We start from the raw sequence: 16,584 nt of genomic DNA on the forward strand, positions 1-16,584 counted from the left end.
TCGGGTTTGAGTGACGTGAGGCGTTGTGGATGTCTCCTGATCGCAAGTGATGGGATCAGACATCTCGCAAATTTGCGGTCCCGTCGTCCGTCCCAACAGGCGGGGACACTTCTTGCGCTCGGCCGGTTGGATTGTTCAAACCGATATGTCCTTCCCAAACTAAAAGGACGACATCGCCACGCGGTTAAGGCAGGTAGTCGGGCAGAACTGCGGAATACGATTTGTTTAACTGTGCGCCCTTCACCATGCTGGCAGGGCCATGCACATTGGGATGATGAAAGAGATATTGAATGATCTTTGAGAACGTGGATGCCGTTGTGAATATCGTCCTGACGGGCATCTGCCTGTTCTGCGCGCATCTGTTGATGCTCAGGCGGCGCGATCCGGGGGTTTACCTTCCGCTTGCGCTGCTTTTTCTGTTTCAGGGCGTTTCCACTGGTTTCGCGGTTCTGGCCGAGACGTACGATCCCGCAAATGCTGGCCTATTATCGCGTATCAATCTGGTGACCGGCGCGCTGGAAATCGCCACTCCATTTTTGTTTTGGGTTTATGTGCGTGCTCTGACCACCGAAGGTCAGGCCGAGCGCATCCCGAAGCTGCGCAATCACATTGTTCCCATCGTCCTTGTCACGCTGTGCTTCTGGTCGCTTTTGTTCCTGCCGGTTGACCTGCAGGAGACAGAGTTGAAGGACGACGATCCACGGCTGTTCGCTGTGGTCCTTGTGATCTTGGCGGTGCTGGTCGCGGATGTGGTTTTCAAACTCATGATCGGCATTTATGTTTACCTTACGGTCCGCCGACTTGTGGCCTATCAAAGCCGACTGAAAGACATCTTTGCCAGCACCGAAAACAGAGAGCTGACTTGGGTTTGGGTGATCCTTGCAAGTGCTGGCTTTTACCTGTGTGTTAACCTTGCCTTCACAGTTTTGATCTCTTTCGGAGTTATTACCGAGCAAAGGTACGAGGCAGAGATGTCGACGCTGCACAGCCTTGCCGTACTGGCATTGTTTTGGGTGATCGGCGTTTGGGGACTTCGGCAGCGCCCGGGGTTGGTTCGCCAGACGGAAAGCGACGCGCCCGAACCGGAATTACCCCCAGCGCAGAAATATGAAAAATCCGCACTTGATCACGACCGCGCCGAACGGATCGCGCGCAAGATCGAAGCTGCGATGGCCAAAGACCTTCTTTACCGCGCGCCGGACCTGTCGCTCTGGGATCTGGCCAAGCATATTGGGGTGACATCGCACTATGTCTCGCAAACGCTGAACACGCATCTGGGCAAAAGTTTCTTTGAGCTTGTGAACGGCTGGCGGATTAAGGATGCGGTCACGCAGTTGACGACGACAGACGCGACCATCCTCGTGATCGCTTATGATGTTGGTTTCAATTCGCGCTCTGCCTTCTACAAAGCGTTCAGGCGCGAGACAGGCAAGACGCCCTCTGATCTGCGCGGATAGCGCTGGCATGTTAACCGTCTTTGGCGACACGCCAGTTGAAGCGCCAAGCCGTCGTTGCACCCTCTCTTCAAAATAGAAACCGGGCCCCTAGATAAGGCCCTGGCGAATTGCGACGGCAACTGCGTGGTCTCTGGTGCGGGCACGCAACCGGTGTCTGGCTTTGCGCAGATGCATTTCAACGGTCACTTCTGCAATGCCGAGACGGTATGCGATATCTGCCGTGCGTAATCCGTCCGCGACATACGCCAGACAATCCCGTTCGCGCGTTGTCAGCGTGTCGAAAGGGTGCTGCGCGCCCGACAGGGACAGCCCGGCAAAGGTCAACTGACACCACGCACGCCATTCGGGTTCGTGGTGCGCGCGCAGCTCTGCGAACTCTCTGACGGAATGCCGGCTCATCAGGTTCCAGCCGATGCCGGCCGCTTGGGCGTCTGGGCGTATTGTGACGGACATGCCGGTTGTAATGCCAAGCGTTTCACTGCCCGTTGCAATCAGATCAAGGGCGGGTTTGCCCAGATATTGATGGCTCTCTAGGTGTGCGACACCTGTCAGCACGGGATCAATACGGGACAGGCAATTCGCGGCAAACGGGTCGCGACCCGAGCTGACGCTGGCGCGATAGTCGTTGTTCCACCGCTGGCCGGCGTTGCTGCGCACGACGGGCGTCCGGCGCTCTGACAGGTCAAGAAAGACAACTTTAGAAAGGCCGAAGCCCGGGAGAAAACTTAGGGCCGTTTCCCAAACATCATCAGCCCCGCGGACGGAACTGATACGATCCGCCATTGCTCTGATCTGTGACATTTCGTTCCTTCAGTACAATTAAATATAAGGTTTTCCTTACCTTGCACCAAATCTGCCGATTTGTGACCCTTTAATTTGTATTTTGTCTGTCGCCTTCAGCTTGGGGGCGACTTTTTTATAGGTGTTTCATGCGTTTGCTTTATCCCTTGGCCTTTTCGACCCTTCTTGCCAGCGCAGGCGCTGCGCAAGAGCCGGGGCGCGATGTAATGGTTGTTTTTGACATGTCCGGTTCGATGTGGGGGCAGGTGGACGGCGTGGCAAAGGTTGAGATTGCGCGCGATGCCTTTGGGGATCTGATCACGGATTGGAATAGCAACAACACCCGCGCTGGTTTGATCGCATATGGTCACCGCCGCAAAGGCGACTGCTCTGATATCGAACTGCTGGCCCAGCCAGATGCGGACGGGGATATCGCATCCCTTGTGGCCACCCTCAAGCCGCGCGGCAAGACGCCGCTATCGGATGCGGTGCGGCAAGCCGCGGATGTGCTGAAGTATACGGAAGAGGCCGCGACGGTAGTTCTGCTTTCTGACGGTGTCGAGACATGTGATGCCGATCCCTGTGCCGTAGGCGCAGAACTGGAAGCGTTGGGGCTGGATTTCACCGCCCATGTGATCGGCTTTGATATTGCCGAAGGCGACAAGGCGCAGTTGCAATGTCTGGCTATGGCAACGGGCGGCCAGTACTTTGATGCCGCCGGTGCGGATGGTTTGTCCGATGCGATGAAAGGCGTCGCCCAAGCCACAGCTGTGGAAGCGCCCGAAGAAGTGCGCGGCAAGGATTTTCAGACCCTGACAATTCGGGTCAAGATGGCGACCCGCGCGCTCGACTTGCCAGATACTTTTACGATTTACGGAGACGACATCGCGCTTGGAACATTGTCAGATGCGACCGCGGTGGTTCCCGGTTTGCCCATAGAATTGCCTTTTGGCCCAATACGTTTTCGCGTCGAAGGCCAAGGCATCTTTGGCGAAACCACTGTCGACATTACCGACCAGACCGAAATTATCGAGCTTGAGGTCACGGATGCCGAGGCCGAATATGTCATCTGGCGCGAAGGGCAGTTGCCGGTGTTGGAAGGGGGCAAGGAACACATCATCCTGTTGAAAAACACGACAGGTGTTGATCGCAATTCCTTCTACCGTTCATGGCTGTATCCCGCCGGCAGCACCGATCGGGCGCTCGCCCTAAAGGCTGGCAACATCAGCCCCTATGCCGGCGTTTATCACAGCGTCAGAGTACCATCCCCGCAGATGCCGGGCGATTACGAGCTTGTTCCCACCGCAAATGACGGCACTGAATACGGCCGCATTCCGATCAGCTTTGCCGCGACGATTGATCCGGTGTGGCAAGGCCCCCGCGAAGTTGCGCCGGGAGAGGTGTTCGACGCGTTTTGGGCCGGATCAAGCACTCGGCTTGATCTTTTTCAGTTCCGCCAAAACGGCAAGGCCCCAGCACGCAACTATGGCCAGCGGATGGACAAGGTCGCCACCAAGGACGGGTTCAAACTGACCGCACCTGACGTTCCGGGCGTGTATGATTTGGTATTCAGGTCCAGTTTTGAAAACAGTTTCGGGTCGAAAGAAACCGCCCTTGGGGTGATCGCGGTTGGCGTGCCGTTACCGCAAAGCGATGCGCCCGCAGATAGGGCAGGTGTCTCTGAAACAGCTGGTGCCGACACGAACGGTTTGGCCCGCGAAGCCGATGCGATGGGCGGCGAAGAAGTCCCACTTTTGCCGGTTGGTGATTTGCACGGGGACTGGAAACTGGTCTTTCGCGACAACCAACGCACAATCCCCCTGATCAAATTCCAACTCAGCCACGCTAAAGGCGAACCTGCCAGCACCGGCGGGTTGGTGATTGAGGCCAGTCCAGACTGGGGATTTGGCCCGAGGGGTGGTTTCGGGGATATGACGTTGGCCAAGCGTGACAATGACGGCTTGCTGATGACCATCGAAGTCGCTGGCGACCGTACTGATTTTGTCATGAAGCCCGCTGAAATCGGGTGGAGCACGGACGTGTCGGTTGAGGGCGCAAACACCTATCGCGTGTTGCTGATCAAAGCAAAAGACTTGGCCGCCATCGAAACGGCACAAGACAAGGAACCCGTTGATCACAGCATCATCGCCTTTCTGGAAGATGGGCAGCGGGTGGACAGCGCTGTGGAATGGACCATCAAAGATGTCGCAACCGGCGAGAGTGATAGGTTTTATAGCGATACCGGGCACGGATGGGATGAGGGGCGCACACCTGGCACCTATCTGATCACCCCGCGTTCCGGCGAATTGACCGGCAAACACACCGTCACGTTGGGGCGGGGGCAGCGGGGCGGTAACGTTATTATCATGCGCCCTGAGGGCGAAGGCGACGACCTTGGGCTGGATGCGGATTACTACTGCTCAGAGGGCGAAACATGCCAGATGACGATCAGAGATATTCCACTCGACTTTACCTTGCCGCTTGGATGGGGCGCGGAGCGACCGATTGCTGACAGGGACCGCACGCCGGTTTTCAATATGTCCACGAACACGCCCGATGGCCCATTCTTTGCCACGCTAAACCAACGCCAGCGCAGCGCCGCACTCGGACCATGTGTCGAGATCGTGAATGGCACATTTTGCCATGACGCCACCGATGATCCCGCGTTGCTGGCGGATATTGAAACGCTCAAACGGTCCTTGTCGTTCAGGGCCACCGGCGTCCTGCTGAACAAAGAGCGGTACAACGATCTTTTGACCAAACTGACAGGAGCCGCAGAATGAAGCGCTTTATCCTCCCGATTTTCTGCGCATTCATCTGCGCGCCCGCTTTCGCCGAAAATGTCAAAGTCTATATCCCGCGCGACGGGGGCGGTGTGACCCAGAAACCGGCTAATATCAGCGTGCAGGAAGCTGCCATTCTTATGGGTGACAAGGCTGCGCCCGAAGGTGCTACGGGTATTGTGCTGGAGCGGGGCAAGCCGCCGCGCTGGACGGATCTGCCGCCAAGCGATGTCGACAAAGCTTTTGGCGGGGATGGCACGCCAGTGACTGAACTGTTGCCAACGGACGACCCCACGGTGCCGGCACCATTGCTCGAGGGTAAGAAGCCGATCGAGGTTTTCCCCGAAGAAAACACCGATGACGGTCGCATCCGCCCGAACGCCGGTAATTGGATCGGTGTTGTGCGCAGCCAAACGCTGGACGGGTGTGACGGTGCCATCGGTCAAGCGGTCGCAGCCCAAACCGCGGCGCTGAGCGGACAGTCCATCCAAGGGGTGATTGACGCCGATTTCGAACCGACCAAAGCTGCACCGACCTTAGACTGGACCAAAACCGGTCCAAATGCGTGGCTGGCCGATTTCAGGGCAGGCGGCATGATGCGGATGCAGTGGGCCATGACAATCAAATCGCCGGACTTGATCGAGAACACCCAGCAGATAAACGCGATGAGCTGCACGGCGATCACCAGAATTGACTATCAGCGCCAATAGCCTGTTCCGCGTCGGGATAGGTGGCTGGCAAACGATCTTGCGCTAAAACGCTTGCTTTGCCACGCTAGCAAGATCATTTTTTGAAATTTAGATGAGTGAATAAAGGAAGTTTCATGTGGGATTTTAGTATGGGCACTGCGCTCACTTTGATGCGCAAAACGATGCCGTTCTTGCTGTTTCGGATCGCTGTCTACTTCGGGATCGCTGTGGCCTATGTGCTGGCGACGGGGACCGGCGCGGGCATCGGGTATGGGGTTGGCGGCTTTGGTGACAATGACTTTCAGGCGTCGACCACAATGTGGGGCGGGATTGCGGGGTTCGGTATTACCGCCGGCATCCTGTATCTGATGCGTGAATACCTGCTTTATATTGTGAAGGCAGGGCATATCGCTGTGATGGTCGAACTTCTGGACGGGCGCGAACTGCCGGATGGCCAAGGTCAGATCGCCTATGCCCGCTCCATCGTAACGGACCGGTTCGGGGAGGCGTCCGTGTTGTTTGGGATCGACCAACTGATCAAAGGGGTCGTCAGTGCCATCACCGGACTGGTTCAGGGGCTTCTTATGATCCTGCCGATACCGGGCCTTGATAAAGTCATGTCGCTTGTTCGGGCCTATCTCAAACTGGCCGTGGGACTTGTGGACGAGGTTATCCTTGCCCACAGTTTTCGCACGCGGTCTGAAAACCCTTATGCGTCGGCAAAACAGGCGCTTGTTCTTTATGGTCAGAATGCCAAGCCGATGTTGAAAAACGCCGCTTGGCTGACCTTGTTCACATGGGGCATTTCGATACTTGTTTTCCTGATGATGCTCGCGCCTGCAGCGGCTGTTGTCTATTTGATGCCAGGTGCATGGTCCGCGGGGGGCGTGGTATTTGCATTGCTATTCGCATGGGCGGTCAAAGTATCGGTGATCGAACCCTTTGCAATCGCCTGTCTTTTGCAAGCGTTCTTTACTGTGACAGATGGTCAGGTCCCGAACCCGGAATGGGAGGCAAAGCTGGAATCAGCGTCAACCAAGTTCAAGACTTTGGGTGAAAAGGCGGTGAATTGGGCAAGTGGCGGGCGCAGTACGCAGACCGCAACCGACGGTGGGGCAGGGGCCTCTTAAGCTTGGGAGAGCACCGTTAAAATCATGACACTTGCAGCCCGCGCAGTGGTGACTCCCACCGCGTCAATGCGGGCTGCAATTCGGCCAGAACCGGTCGAACGGGCGGCGATCATCGCCGTCGTTTTAAAGTGCTTTAGGCAACGCTGGTCGTTCATGGTGCCCTGACCGCGTTAGGTCCGGTTCCGGTATCGTCGCATTGAAGCGGTTCATGGCCTTGCGCTCGCAACGTTTTCACGCAGAGTAGGGGAGCCATCCGAGAGGATCGGTTCACGTAGCGCTGGATCAGGCTGGGCGCGCCGTGATGTCCGCACGCATCAGATCACTGTTCCGACCCATCAATCTAGGATCCCTTTCCATGACACAAACAATCGCTCCTTTCTCTTTCGACACTCCCGGTTCGATGCGCGTGGAATGGGGCGGGGCGGCGCGCATGGGCGCGTTGTTGCAAGGCTGGTTCGCGCAGCGCAACGTATTGATCGTCACGGACCGCTTTCTTCACGAGAACGGATTATTGGCACCTGCACTTGCGTCGCTCAAGGCAGAGGGCTTTTCAGTTACCGTCTTTGATGACGTCGTTGCCGATCCGCCCGAACATATTGTGACGTCTTGCGTGGCGCAGGGCAAAGCAGCAGGCGCAAACCTTGTGCTTGGCCTTGGCGGCGGGTCCTCAATGGACATCGCCAAGATTACCGCGCTGATGCTCGCCTCTGATCAACCGCTCGCGGAAATGTACGGGATCGACAATGTGCGGGGCGACCGGGTGCCGTTGGTGCAGGTCCCGACCACTGCTGGCACGGGATCGGAAGTGACCAACATCACAATCCTGACAACCGGCGAGACCACCAAAATGGGGATCGTTTCAAAGCAACTTTATGCGGACCTTGTATTGCTTGATGCCGAACTGACGACGGGATTGCCCCGAACCCAAACGGCGGCCACCGGGATCGACGCAATGGTCCACGCGATCGAGGGCTTTACCAGTCAGCACAAAAAGAACCCCCTGTCAGATATTTTCGCGCGTGAGGCCCTGCGGTTGATGAGCGCCAATTTGCTTGTGGCCTGTGCGGACGGCACCAACCGCGCAGCGCGCGAAGCCATGTTGCTGGGGGCAAATCTGGCGGGGCAAGCATTTTCCAATAGCCCTGTCGCTGCGGTTCATGCGCTGGCATATCCCCTTGGTGGCCATTACCATCTGCCGCACGGTCTGACCAACGCGCTGATGCTTGGCCCTGTTTTGCGCTACAATATGACGGCGGCCGCCGCGCTTTATGCTGAATTGGCAGATGTTGTGCTGGGCCCTTCCGATGCAGACGTGCAGGTGCGTTCCGCCAGTTTCGTGGCCTTTATGCAGGATCTCATGGAAAGATCTGGCGCGCCTTTGCGCCTGCGTGATGTGAATGTGCCGGAAGCGGACCTTCCGATGCTGGCCAAAAATGCAATGCTGCAAAGCCGCTTGCTGGTGAACAACCCGGTGGAGGTGACAGAAAAGGATGCGCTCGAACTCTACCGCGCGGCGTTTTGAGCGGTGGGTTGCGGGTGAGTAGGACGCACATTGCGGGCAGACGCAGACCTATCGCTGCGGCTTTCGCACGTCAAAGGATCTTTGCCGCTTGGCATGGTAGGTCCACGCGATAAACCGACTGGTTTTCTGACCCTGCGCCATGTCGACCACCCTGAATTCGGCAACTTTGGCTTTCTTCAAAAGTCTGGAAAGCGGTTTTAGGTTTTCTTTCTTTGAAACCAAACACGTAAACCAAAGGCATTGGGGACCGAAATTCACGCTTTGCTCGATCATTCTGGCGATAAAACCGATTTCGCCGCCCGCACACCAAAGCTCGGCATTCTGGCCGCCGAAATTGAGGTGGGCAGAGTTTCCTTTCCCAAGATTGCGCCACTTGCGCCGTGTGCCCTCTTCAGCCTTTGCCTGCGACTTGTGAAAGGGTGGGTTGCAAAGCGTGACATGGTACCGATCATCGGGTCCGATCACCCCCTTAAAGATATCATTCGCGTTTTTCTGGTGTATGAGTTTTACGTCCAAACCGTTCCGCGCGCTGATCTGCCGCGCCGATTTGATCGAAACAGGATCAATGTCGACACCGGTAAATGTCCAGCCATATTCATGCTGACCTGCCAAAGGGTACACAAGGCTTGCCCCCGTTCCGATGTCGAGCGCATGCACTTTGGGGCCACGCGGGATTTTCTTGCCATTTCCTTCTGCCAGCAGATCCGCCAAATAGTGGATGTAATCGACACGACCCGGCACCGGAGGACATAGGTAAGACGCAGGAATGTCCCAAAAATCAACGTCATAATGCGTCGCCAAAAGCGCTCTATTGAGCATGCGGACCGCAGCGCCATCCTGAAAGTTGATCGTCATCTGACCGCGCGGATTGCGCGTAATAAACCCCTCCAGTTCCGGAGTTTCCAAGATCAAGCGCTCAAAGTCGTAGCCCCCACGGTGCTGGTTGCGAGGGTGCAATGTGGGTTTAACAGCCATAAGAAACCTTCCAGCCAGTTGGTGCAGGCGTCCGCCCGACGCGGTTCAGTCTTAGCCCTTCGTTACGGTTTGCGGAACACCGGAACGCCCCAAAGGTGATTTACTGCGCGCTAGGCTTTTCGTCCGGCGTTATACGGAGAAATAACGTATAAAGGACCGGCACCACGATAAGCGTCAGGAGCGTCGCAAAAGTGAGGCCTGCGATGCCGCGATCTCTTCGGGGCTGCCGCCCGCGCGCCGAATGGTGAGGTTTTCGGTTTCCGCCCGCAGTTGCGCTTGTGCGATCCGGATAGCGGCGCACGATCTGGTCGGTTTCTTCCATGACGGTAAAGACCTTTGCGGGCCGCGCCGTTTCTTGAGCGAAAGACGGAAATGCCAAAGCGGTAAAGAGTAATGCGGCCTTCAGTATCTGTTTTACATGTGCGCCCCCTTCGCTAGTCTTGTTACAAGCAGCTTGCAGGGCAGCACGTGCAGTAAATAGAGGCACAGATATTTGACCCAGTTTTTCGTCCAGATCGCATTTGGCAGTCTCTTCCTGTTGGCCAGCGCCTTGGTCCATGTCGCCGTGTTTGCCTTTGGTATTCCCAGACTTGCACGATTGGCGGATCAAATGCAGCCTGCGCGGCATATCTTTCGAACGGTGATGTTGATGAGCGCGGGCATCGCTCTTTTGATCGTTGCGCATACGATCACTATCTGGTTCTGGGCGGCTGGTTTTTACGGTTCAGGTGCCTTTTCCGACTTTGCCACCAGCTTCTATTTTTCGACCATCACCTACACAACTTTGGGCTATGGCGACATCGTGCTTGATCCCGGTGCGCGCATTTTCGGCAGCTTTGCCGCGATAACAGGGCTGCTCACGTTTGGGCTGAGCACTGCGTTTCTGGTCGGGCTGCTGGTGCGCATATTGCCGGATGTTTTTCAGCAAGACCAAAACAATAACATCACCTAGACTTGCCTTTTTGCTTGTCGATCAAGCGCGCAAAGGGATGGCTGGACAAATGCGGCCTAACGGGCACTCATCCGCGCGAGCGTGTCCAGAACACGGTCAGGGAATTGGTGTAATAGCAACTGGCCTGCATCCTCGAACATATCCAATGATGCGCGGTTGCCCAAACGTTCTGCGAAATCCCGTACCGATCGTGGGCTGACAACAGGATCATGTGCGCCGTGTATCAGGCTGACAGGTACGTCCGATCCTGACACCAGATGCGACCAGTCGCGCACAACTTGGTAGCTGTCGATCTCAAACGCCGAATGCCCCTGACGTGTCGCGAATTTATATCCTTCAAGGACAACACGGCATACTTCAGGGTCTGTCAGTGTCTTCATGTCAATCGAGGCATTGGCATACAGTGACTGCATAAAACGTTCCGTGCCGCCGCTATTGATCTGACTGATGCCGGCACGCACCACAAAGGGCAGCAGGCTTGGCGTATAGCGCGCGGTATAGGCCACAACACGCTGACGGTGGGACATGTCGGCGAATTGCGATCTGGAAATGATGGGCACGCCGCCTGAGACATTCACGATGGCACGGATGTGATCAGGTGCTTGTGCCGCACTGGCATAAGCATAAACCGCGCCGGCCATGTGGCCCAAAACCACTGCGTCCTTTATCCCCATTTGTTCGCACATCTCGCGTACGTAGCCGCCGACGCGGGCAGGGGCCGTTTCCATCGGGCCGTAGTCGGGCTCTGCATCGCCGAACCAGGGGCGCGTCGGGCAGATAAATCGGAAACCACGGGCGCTCAGGGCTTCTCTTAGTTGCGAGGTAAGGCTGGCGCCGTCCAACATGCCGTGCAGAAAGATCACAGGCTTCCCATTTGCAGGCCCGTGAACCTCCACAGGCATCAAGATGCCGCTCTTTAGCAGAACAGTGGTCATCTTTCCCTGAGAAATAGGTGCAGCGGGCCGCGCGGGGCCATGGCTTTCCGCCACACGCATCAGCAAATGCAACAACCGGACGAGTTCTGTCTGCGAGCCACAACCCGTTTTCACCAACAGAGACTTAATCTGGGTGCGCACCGTCGCAATCGAGCTGTTTCGATAGTCTGCCACATCCTTAGGGCGGTGGGCGCGGCTCAGCAGTTCGCAAATCTCGCATTCAGACTGGCTTAGCCCGTATGTCGTTGCCAGTAGGTTGGGCATAGAAGGGGGCCAGTGCGCGGCCAATGGCCCGATCAGCAGCAGATCGCTGTCCAGCTTTTCATGTAGCCGTTGCGCTTGAAGATGAACCACGTCTCCTTCGGCCAGCCCGTCAGAGGCGTCCAGGACTGGCATTTGGAAGATGAGCGGTGGGGCACCATGTTCCGACGCCGTGTTCAGAGTTTCAATGCGTTCCGCCAAGGCTGTGCGGTAGCGGTCTGGCAGCCCCAGATCGTCAAAGCGTGTTGTACGCTTTAGCCGGAACGCTCTGGTAGCAGCAGCATTGGACCACACGATCGTGCCCGAGCGGTCGATCAGGAACTGTGGGTCAGGGGCCAAACCGGCCCCGTTTGCTGGTGCCGCTGATTGCGCTTCCACCACGCTGCGGGTTTGCTCCAGAAGGCGCTCTGCAATCTCGAAATGGGTTGCGACCTCCGGTGTTTCGAGGGTGCCAGTCTCGCTTCGCAATGTATCAAGGGCGCTGAGGCGGTCTTGGATAAAGGCGTCCCACCGGCCCATGAAGGCGTCGTAGGTCTGCGGCTCAAGAGCAATTCTATAAATGCTCTCAACGAGTTGCGATTGCTGCTCCGATGCCTCAGCACCCTTTCCGGAATGCGATTGCGTTTTTCTGTCGGACATCTGAACCAGACCTCGATCGTTACAAGTGAACTCGCCGTGGGGGAGGATACCTAAATTTGGGTATAGCGTGCATTGACCTTCAGAAAAAGCTCAATTCGGGCTGCTTTGCGGCGTGATTGAGGCCGTATGAGTTTGACCTGCAACGGCCTGCACGCAAAATTAATAACAGATTTTATAACGGGTAAGATTAGTCCGAAGTTCGTTTTGGAAGTTAGGATTTCTTAAGGACGCCGTCGCGTGCTCACTGGATTTATTTTGGTCCTAAGTGAGCCGCCTTGGGCTTTTGCCGGCGGCGTCAATTTTAGACCCGAGACGGGGAGATTCCGGCATACCGGAAAATTCTTCTCGTGCCGCATTTTGAACCCTCCAAAAGGCGCAAGGCACCCGCGAAAGTCAGTCGAAGCGCTGATTTGATTTAGAAATTTATTCATAGAACCGGCAATTTTCGCCGGGCAAACGTAGGAAAACCTCAATAAAATGGCAAAAATTAAAGTACCGTTCAAATACGATACCGGCGGCAATGGTTGGGATGTCGTCAAGAAAAATGCGCCCAAAGGGTCAAGCAATTCGGCTGTGGCCATTCCCACGGCACACAAGCTTTCACAGACCAAAAGTATGTTGGCCGGTGCGGGCAAGAAAATCACCTTCAGCCATACGATACCCTGTGGCGAGTATGTCGATATTACGCTGAACTTTCAGGCCATTCGCCGCTTTAGCAATGATGATGGCAACCCCAAGGTCGGCAAATTCTTCTGGTTTGAATCGATCAAGGTTTGGGCGACCAAGGTCGATCCGTATATCGGCTATACGATCAACGCCAAGGCCCACCAATCAGGTTTCTTCCACCAGTGGAAAGGCGACATTTATGCGCCTGCGGCCTATATCCAGATCAAATGGGAAGCAGCCCACGTGGTTAAGAAAACGTTTAAGCCGTCGCGGGTCTATGACTTCAAGATTTTCTCGGCGAGTGCCACGGGAAAGTGCACCTTCTCGCCAAAGTATTGATAGGCGTTCAGGCAACGGGTGAGGGGCATGTCGTTCGGCTTATGCCATTTGTGCCCGTGCCTTCCTGACTTCTAGCCGTTTAATACTGGTTTCTGCTGTGCGGATAAAGATCCCGTTGTGCCCGTAGTTCACGACGGGGGCCGGCAATAACGCGCGGGACGCCCGTTCGAGAGTCAAAAGAATGGGCAAATGCGCAGCGCGGATGCTTGACCGCGAGCATCCGCGCTGCGTGGCGCATTTGTGTGCGTCAAGTTCCCAATCCGCAAACGCCACGGGGAAAAAATTCAAACATCCATTGATAATGAATATTCATTACATATCTTGGCCTCGTCTGACACGAGGATGCGCAATGCCGAGACTGACCAAGAAAGAAACCAGAATAAAACTTCGCGACGCGCTGGTTGCGGAAGTGGTTGAAAACGGTATTTCCGCGTTGAATGTAGCGGGCATCGTCACACGGGCAAAGGTATCGGCAGGGACGGTTTACGTCCATTTTGAAAACAAGGATGACATGCTGCGTCAGGTTTATATGGATCTGAAAGCCGACTTCCACAGCACCATTACCGAAAAGCAAAATGAAACGGATAGCGCGCGGCTTGTGCGCGATATGTGGTTTGCAATGTTCGATTTTGTGCGCACCCGCCCGAAGGACTTCTTGTTCCTCGACTATGCGAGTGCCGCAAAAATACTGTCACCTGAACAACAAGAGATCACCGACAAATATGCCGCTGAGATTGCGGCGCTTCTGAAACGTGGCGTGGACGACGCCACCTTGGCCGATCTTGATACCGGCCTGCTTTCCCTATTGTTGGTGGCCCCTGCCATGCAGCTTGCGCGCAGTGCTGTCCTTTCCGGTCAGGCAATCCCCGAAACACTGATCGAACAGACCTTTGAACGGGTCTGGCTTTCGATCGCAAAATAACAATCAAAAGGATCAAACCATGACGAAGATTGTACTTATCACCGGCACATCCACCGGTCTTGGCGTGGCCACTGCGGTTCAGGCGGCACAGGCCGGACACACCGTCTATGCGAGCATGCGCAACACGCAAAAACGCGATACGCTTGATGCGGCTGCACAGGCCGCCGGTGTATCGCTGAACGTGCTGCAACTTGACGTGCAGGACGCGGCTTCTGTCAACGCGGCTGTCGATACCGTTATAACCGAACAAGGCCGTATTGATGTGCTGATCAACAACGCCGGTATGGGATATGTGCGCAGCCTTGAGCAGGCCGAAGAGGCAGATATCCAAAAGATCCTCGACATCAATTACACAGGTGTCGCGCGCTGCATCAAGGCGGTCATGCCCCATATGCGCAAAGCCCGCGCTGGGCATGTGATCAACATCAGTTCCGTCGGTGGTCTGGTCGGCCAGCCGTTCAACGAAATCTACTGCGGGGCGAAATTCGCTGTCGAAGGCCTGACAGAGGCGATGGCCAGCTACATCACCCCTGCGTTCGGCATCCACTTCACGGCCATCGAGCCAGGCGGCATCACGTCCGAGTTCGCCAATACAGTGCTGGAGCAAGTTGAGCAGACAGGTGGCATGTTGGATGATGAATACCTGCCGATCCTTCAAAAATACATCTCGGGTTCGCAGAGCCGCCAAGAGACGGGCATCTATCAGACTGCTGATGAGGTCGCAGAGGTCGTCATGAAAGTCATGGGTTCAGAAAAGCCCCCAGTCCGCACGCGCACTTCCCAGTGGTCCGAAGACTTTAGCAATCTCAAAACTGGCCTTGATCCGGATGGGCTGAAGCAGCAATCACGGGTTGCCGAACAGTTTCTGGAATAGTTTACAGGCTCCGGATCTCAGACCGTTTCGATGCGAAAGTGAAATCAAACGTCGCCGTGAGCTGTGGCGGCGTTTGGAGAATATGGAGCCCTCTGCGCGCCGCACGTTCGTCCGGTTCTTGAGGATAGTTGAAATGCTAGCAATTTCGCGAACAACATGCTCAAACGTTTTTAGAAAAGGTTTCTGGCAAAAGGTGTCTGGTTCTTCGATGCGCCAATTTCGGGAATAGCTCCGACAACTTAAATCGGACCCCACCAGTCGCTGATTGATATGGTGACATGAACCAATCCCTACCGCCCCTTCTCACAGGCGTAGATCACGGAGATTAAATCTTAATGAAACAAGCCCAGTCTGCCAGTGCATCGGCCCAGCCGGAAAAGCTCCGTCGCGCTCTTACGACGCCTTTGCTAACGCTCTATGGGCTTGGGGTGACAGTGGGTGCGGGCATTTACGTTCTGGTAGGAACAACAGCGGCGGAGGCGGGGCCATATGCGCCTGTCTCCTTTCTGATTGCCGCAATCGTCGTGGCCTTCACCGCCTTCTCCTATGCCGAGCTTTCAACCCGTTATCCCGTCAGTGCAGGCGAAGCGGCTTATGTCGAGGCAGGTTTTAGGTCAGGCAAGCTTGCCACCGTTGTTGGGCTGGCGGTTGCGCTGTCCGGCATGGTTTCGGCAGCAGCTGTTGCCATTGGGGCGGCGTCGTATCTGCACGGGCTGATCGCCGCGCCACATGCGTTGTTAACCATCGCCGTTGTTACTGTAATGGGCCTCATTGCCCTTTGGGGGATCACCCAGTCGGTGATGGTTGCAGCCATCATCACGCTGATCGAGATCGGTGGGCTGATCTTTGTTTCAGTCTGGGGTTTCGGGTTTTCGGATCCCTTGGGTTTGGACTTTGTTGACATGATACCACCCTTGACCGGACCGCACTGGATCGGCATCGGCGCGGCGTCGCTTTTGGCCTTCTTTGCTTTTGTCGGCTTTGAGGACATGGCCAACGTCGCAGAAGAGGTGAAAGACCCCGTCGCAACCATGCCCAAGGCCATCGTGCTGACGCTGATCATCGCAAGCATACTTTATATTGCGACGACGACCGCAGTCCTTGTCGCCGTACCCATCGACACGCTCGCAAACTCCGCTGCGCCATTGTCGTTGGTTTTCGCTTCTGCCCCGGTGGCTATACAACAAAGCTTTGCCATCATTGCAATCGTGGCCACCGTAAACGGCGTCCTCATCCAAATGATCATGGCCTCACGTGTCCTGTACGGTCTGGCAGATCGGGGACATCTGCCCGCTGTTCTAGCCACCGTGTCACACCGAACCCAGACGCCCGTTGTCGCAACGCTCGCGGTCGTATGCGTTATCATCCTGCTGACCCTGGCGCTGCCAATCGATGCCTTGGCCGAACGTACGTCACAGATTGTTCTGTTCGTATTTGTCTTGGTGAACGTTGCGCTGATACGGCTGAAACTCAGGCGAGAGAATGAAAAGGACCACTTCAAAGTTCCTATGATCGTTCCTGTCTTTGGCGTGTTGACCAGTGTGCTTTTGTTCGGGACGGCTTGGCTTTAACGGTCCCATCCGAGTGACTGGCAATGATTGGCTTTTGGACGGTGTCTTGCAAACGAGGATAAGGGGACCGCGCCATCAGCGTGCCAAAC

The 16,584-nt window shown here is 55.9% G+C and carries 14 protein-coding genes; 10 read left to right on the plus strand and 4 right to left on the minus strand.

Annotation, left to right across the window (positions count from 1 at the left end):
* Positions 1–290: 290 nt before the first annotated feature.
* Positions 291–1,457, plus strand: a complete 1,167-nt coding sequence (locus Z947_RS0107725; protein WP_025043734.1) for a helix-turn-helix domain-containing protein — start codon at positions 291–293, stop codon at positions 1,455–1,457.
* A gap of 87 nt (positions 1,458–1,544) precedes the next feature.
* On the opposite strand, the gene Z947_RS21475 is transcribed toward Z947_RS0107725, so the two are convergent.
* Positions 1,545–2,258 carry a helix-turn-helix transcriptional regulator gene (locus Z947_RS21475; protein WP_081781126.1) on the minus strand — a complete coding sequence of 238 codons (714 nt, stop codon included), beginning with the start codon at positions 2,256–2,258 and terminating at the stop codon, positions 1,545–1,547.
* 128 nt (positions 2,259–2,386) lie between these two features.
* Here Z947_RS21475 and Z947_RS21480 point away from each other — a divergent pair, with 128 nt between their 5' ends.
* The 4 genes from Z947_RS21480 to Z947_RS0107750 all read left to right on the plus strand — a co-directional run bounded on the left by Z947_RS21480 (position 2,387) and on the right by Z947_RS0107750 (position 8,361).
* A complete protein-coding gene (locus tag Z947_RS21480; RefSeq protein ID WP_025043736.1) occupies positions 2,387–5,020 on the plus strand; it encodes a vWA domain-containing protein in 2,634 nt (877 codons plus the stop codon).
* On the plus strand, positions 5,017–5,730 hold the full coding sequence (locus Z947_RS0107740; RefSeq protein ID WP_025043737.1) for a hypothetical protein: 714 nt from the start codon (positions 5,017–5,019) through the stop codon (positions 5,728–5,730). Before Z947_RS21480 ends, Z947_RS0107740 begins: the two co-directional genes overlap by 4 nt.
* A 113-nt stretch (positions 5,731–5,843) precedes the next feature.
* Complete coding sequence (locus Z947_RS0107745; protein WP_025043738.1) at positions 5,844–6,839, plus strand: hypothetical protein; 996 nt, start codon at positions 5,844–5,846, stop codon at positions 6,837–6,839.
* A 355-nt stretch (positions 6,840–7,194) separates the two neighbouring features.
* Positions 7,195–8,361, plus strand: coding sequence for an iron-containing alcohol dehydrogenase (locus Z947_RS0107750; protein ID WP_025043739.1), 1,167 nt, complete (start codon positions 7,195–7,197; stop codon positions 8,359–8,361).
* Between the two features lie 48 nt (positions 8,362–8,409).
* Here the strand turns inward: Z947_RS0107750 and rlmF are convergent, their stop codons facing one another.
* On the minus strand, positions 8,410–9,336 hold the full coding sequence (rlmF, locus tag Z947_RS0107755; protein ID WP_025043740.1) for a 23S rRNA (adenine(1618)-N(6))-methyltransferase RlmF: 927 nt from the start codon (positions 9,334–9,336) through the stop codon (positions 8,410–8,412).
* A 100-nt stretch (positions 9,337–9,436) separates the two neighbouring features.
* Positions 9,437–10,021 carry an efflux RND transporter permease subunit gene (locus Z947_RS22170; protein WP_162171853.1) on the minus strand — a complete coding sequence of 195 codons (585 nt, stop codon included), beginning with the start codon at positions 10,019–10,021 and terminating at the stop codon, positions 9,437–9,439.
* On the opposite strand from Z947_RS22170, the gene Z947_RS0107765 reads away from it, so the two are divergent.
* The gene (locus Z947_RS0107765; protein ID WP_338057842.1) at positions 9,902–10,288 is read left to right on the plus strand and encodes a potassium channel family protein; all 387 of its coding nucleotides are present in this window, start codon (positions 9,902–9,904) and stop codon (positions 10,286–10,288) included. The genes Z947_RS22170 and Z947_RS0107765 overlap by 120 nt on opposite strands.
* A gap of 56 nt (positions 10,289–10,344) precedes the next feature.
* Here the strand turns inward: Z947_RS0107765 and Z947_RS0107770 are convergent, their stop codons facing one another.
* Positions 10,345–12,123, minus strand: coding sequence for a bifunctional helix-turn-helix transcriptional regulator/alpha/beta hydrolase (locus Z947_RS0107770; protein WP_025043743.1), 1,779 nt, complete (start codon positions 12,121–12,123; stop codon positions 10,345–10,347).
* A gap of 477 nt (positions 12,124–12,600) precedes the next feature.
* Here Z947_RS0107770 and Z947_RS0107775 point away from each other — a divergent pair, with 477 nt between their 5' ends.
* From Z947_RS0107775 to Z947_RS0107790, 4 genes are all read left to right on the plus strand, one after another.
* A complete protein-coding gene (locus tag Z947_RS0107775) occupies positions 12,601–13,128 on the plus strand; it encodes a hypothetical protein (protein WP_025043744.1) in 528 nt (175 codons plus the stop codon).
* A gap of 349 nt (positions 13,129–13,477) precedes the next feature.
* Positions 13,478–14,050, plus strand: a complete 573-nt coding sequence (locus Z947_RS0107780; RefSeq protein ID WP_025043745.1) for a TetR/AcrR family transcriptional regulator — start codon at positions 13,478–13,480, stop codon at positions 14,048–14,050.
* Between the two features lie 19 nt (positions 14,051–14,069).
* A complete protein-coding gene (locus Z947_RS0107785; protein WP_025043746.1) occupies positions 14,070–14,924 on the plus strand; it encodes an SDR family oxidoreductase in 855 nt (284 codons plus the stop codon).
* 335 nt (positions 14,925–15,259) lie between these two features.
* Positions 15,260–16,495, plus strand: a complete 1,236-nt coding sequence (locus Z947_RS0107790) for an APC family permease (protein WP_025043747.1) — start codon at positions 15,260–15,262, stop codon at positions 16,493–16,495.
* The last annotated feature ends 89 nt before the right edge of the window (positions 16,496–16,584 follow it).

It is taken from the genome of Sulfitobacter geojensis (assembly GCF_000622325.1).
In the GTDB taxonomy this organism is placed as follows: domain Bacteria; phylum Pseudomonadota; class Alphaproteobacteria; order Rhodobacterales; family Rhodobacteraceae; genus Sulfitobacter; species Sulfitobacter geojensis.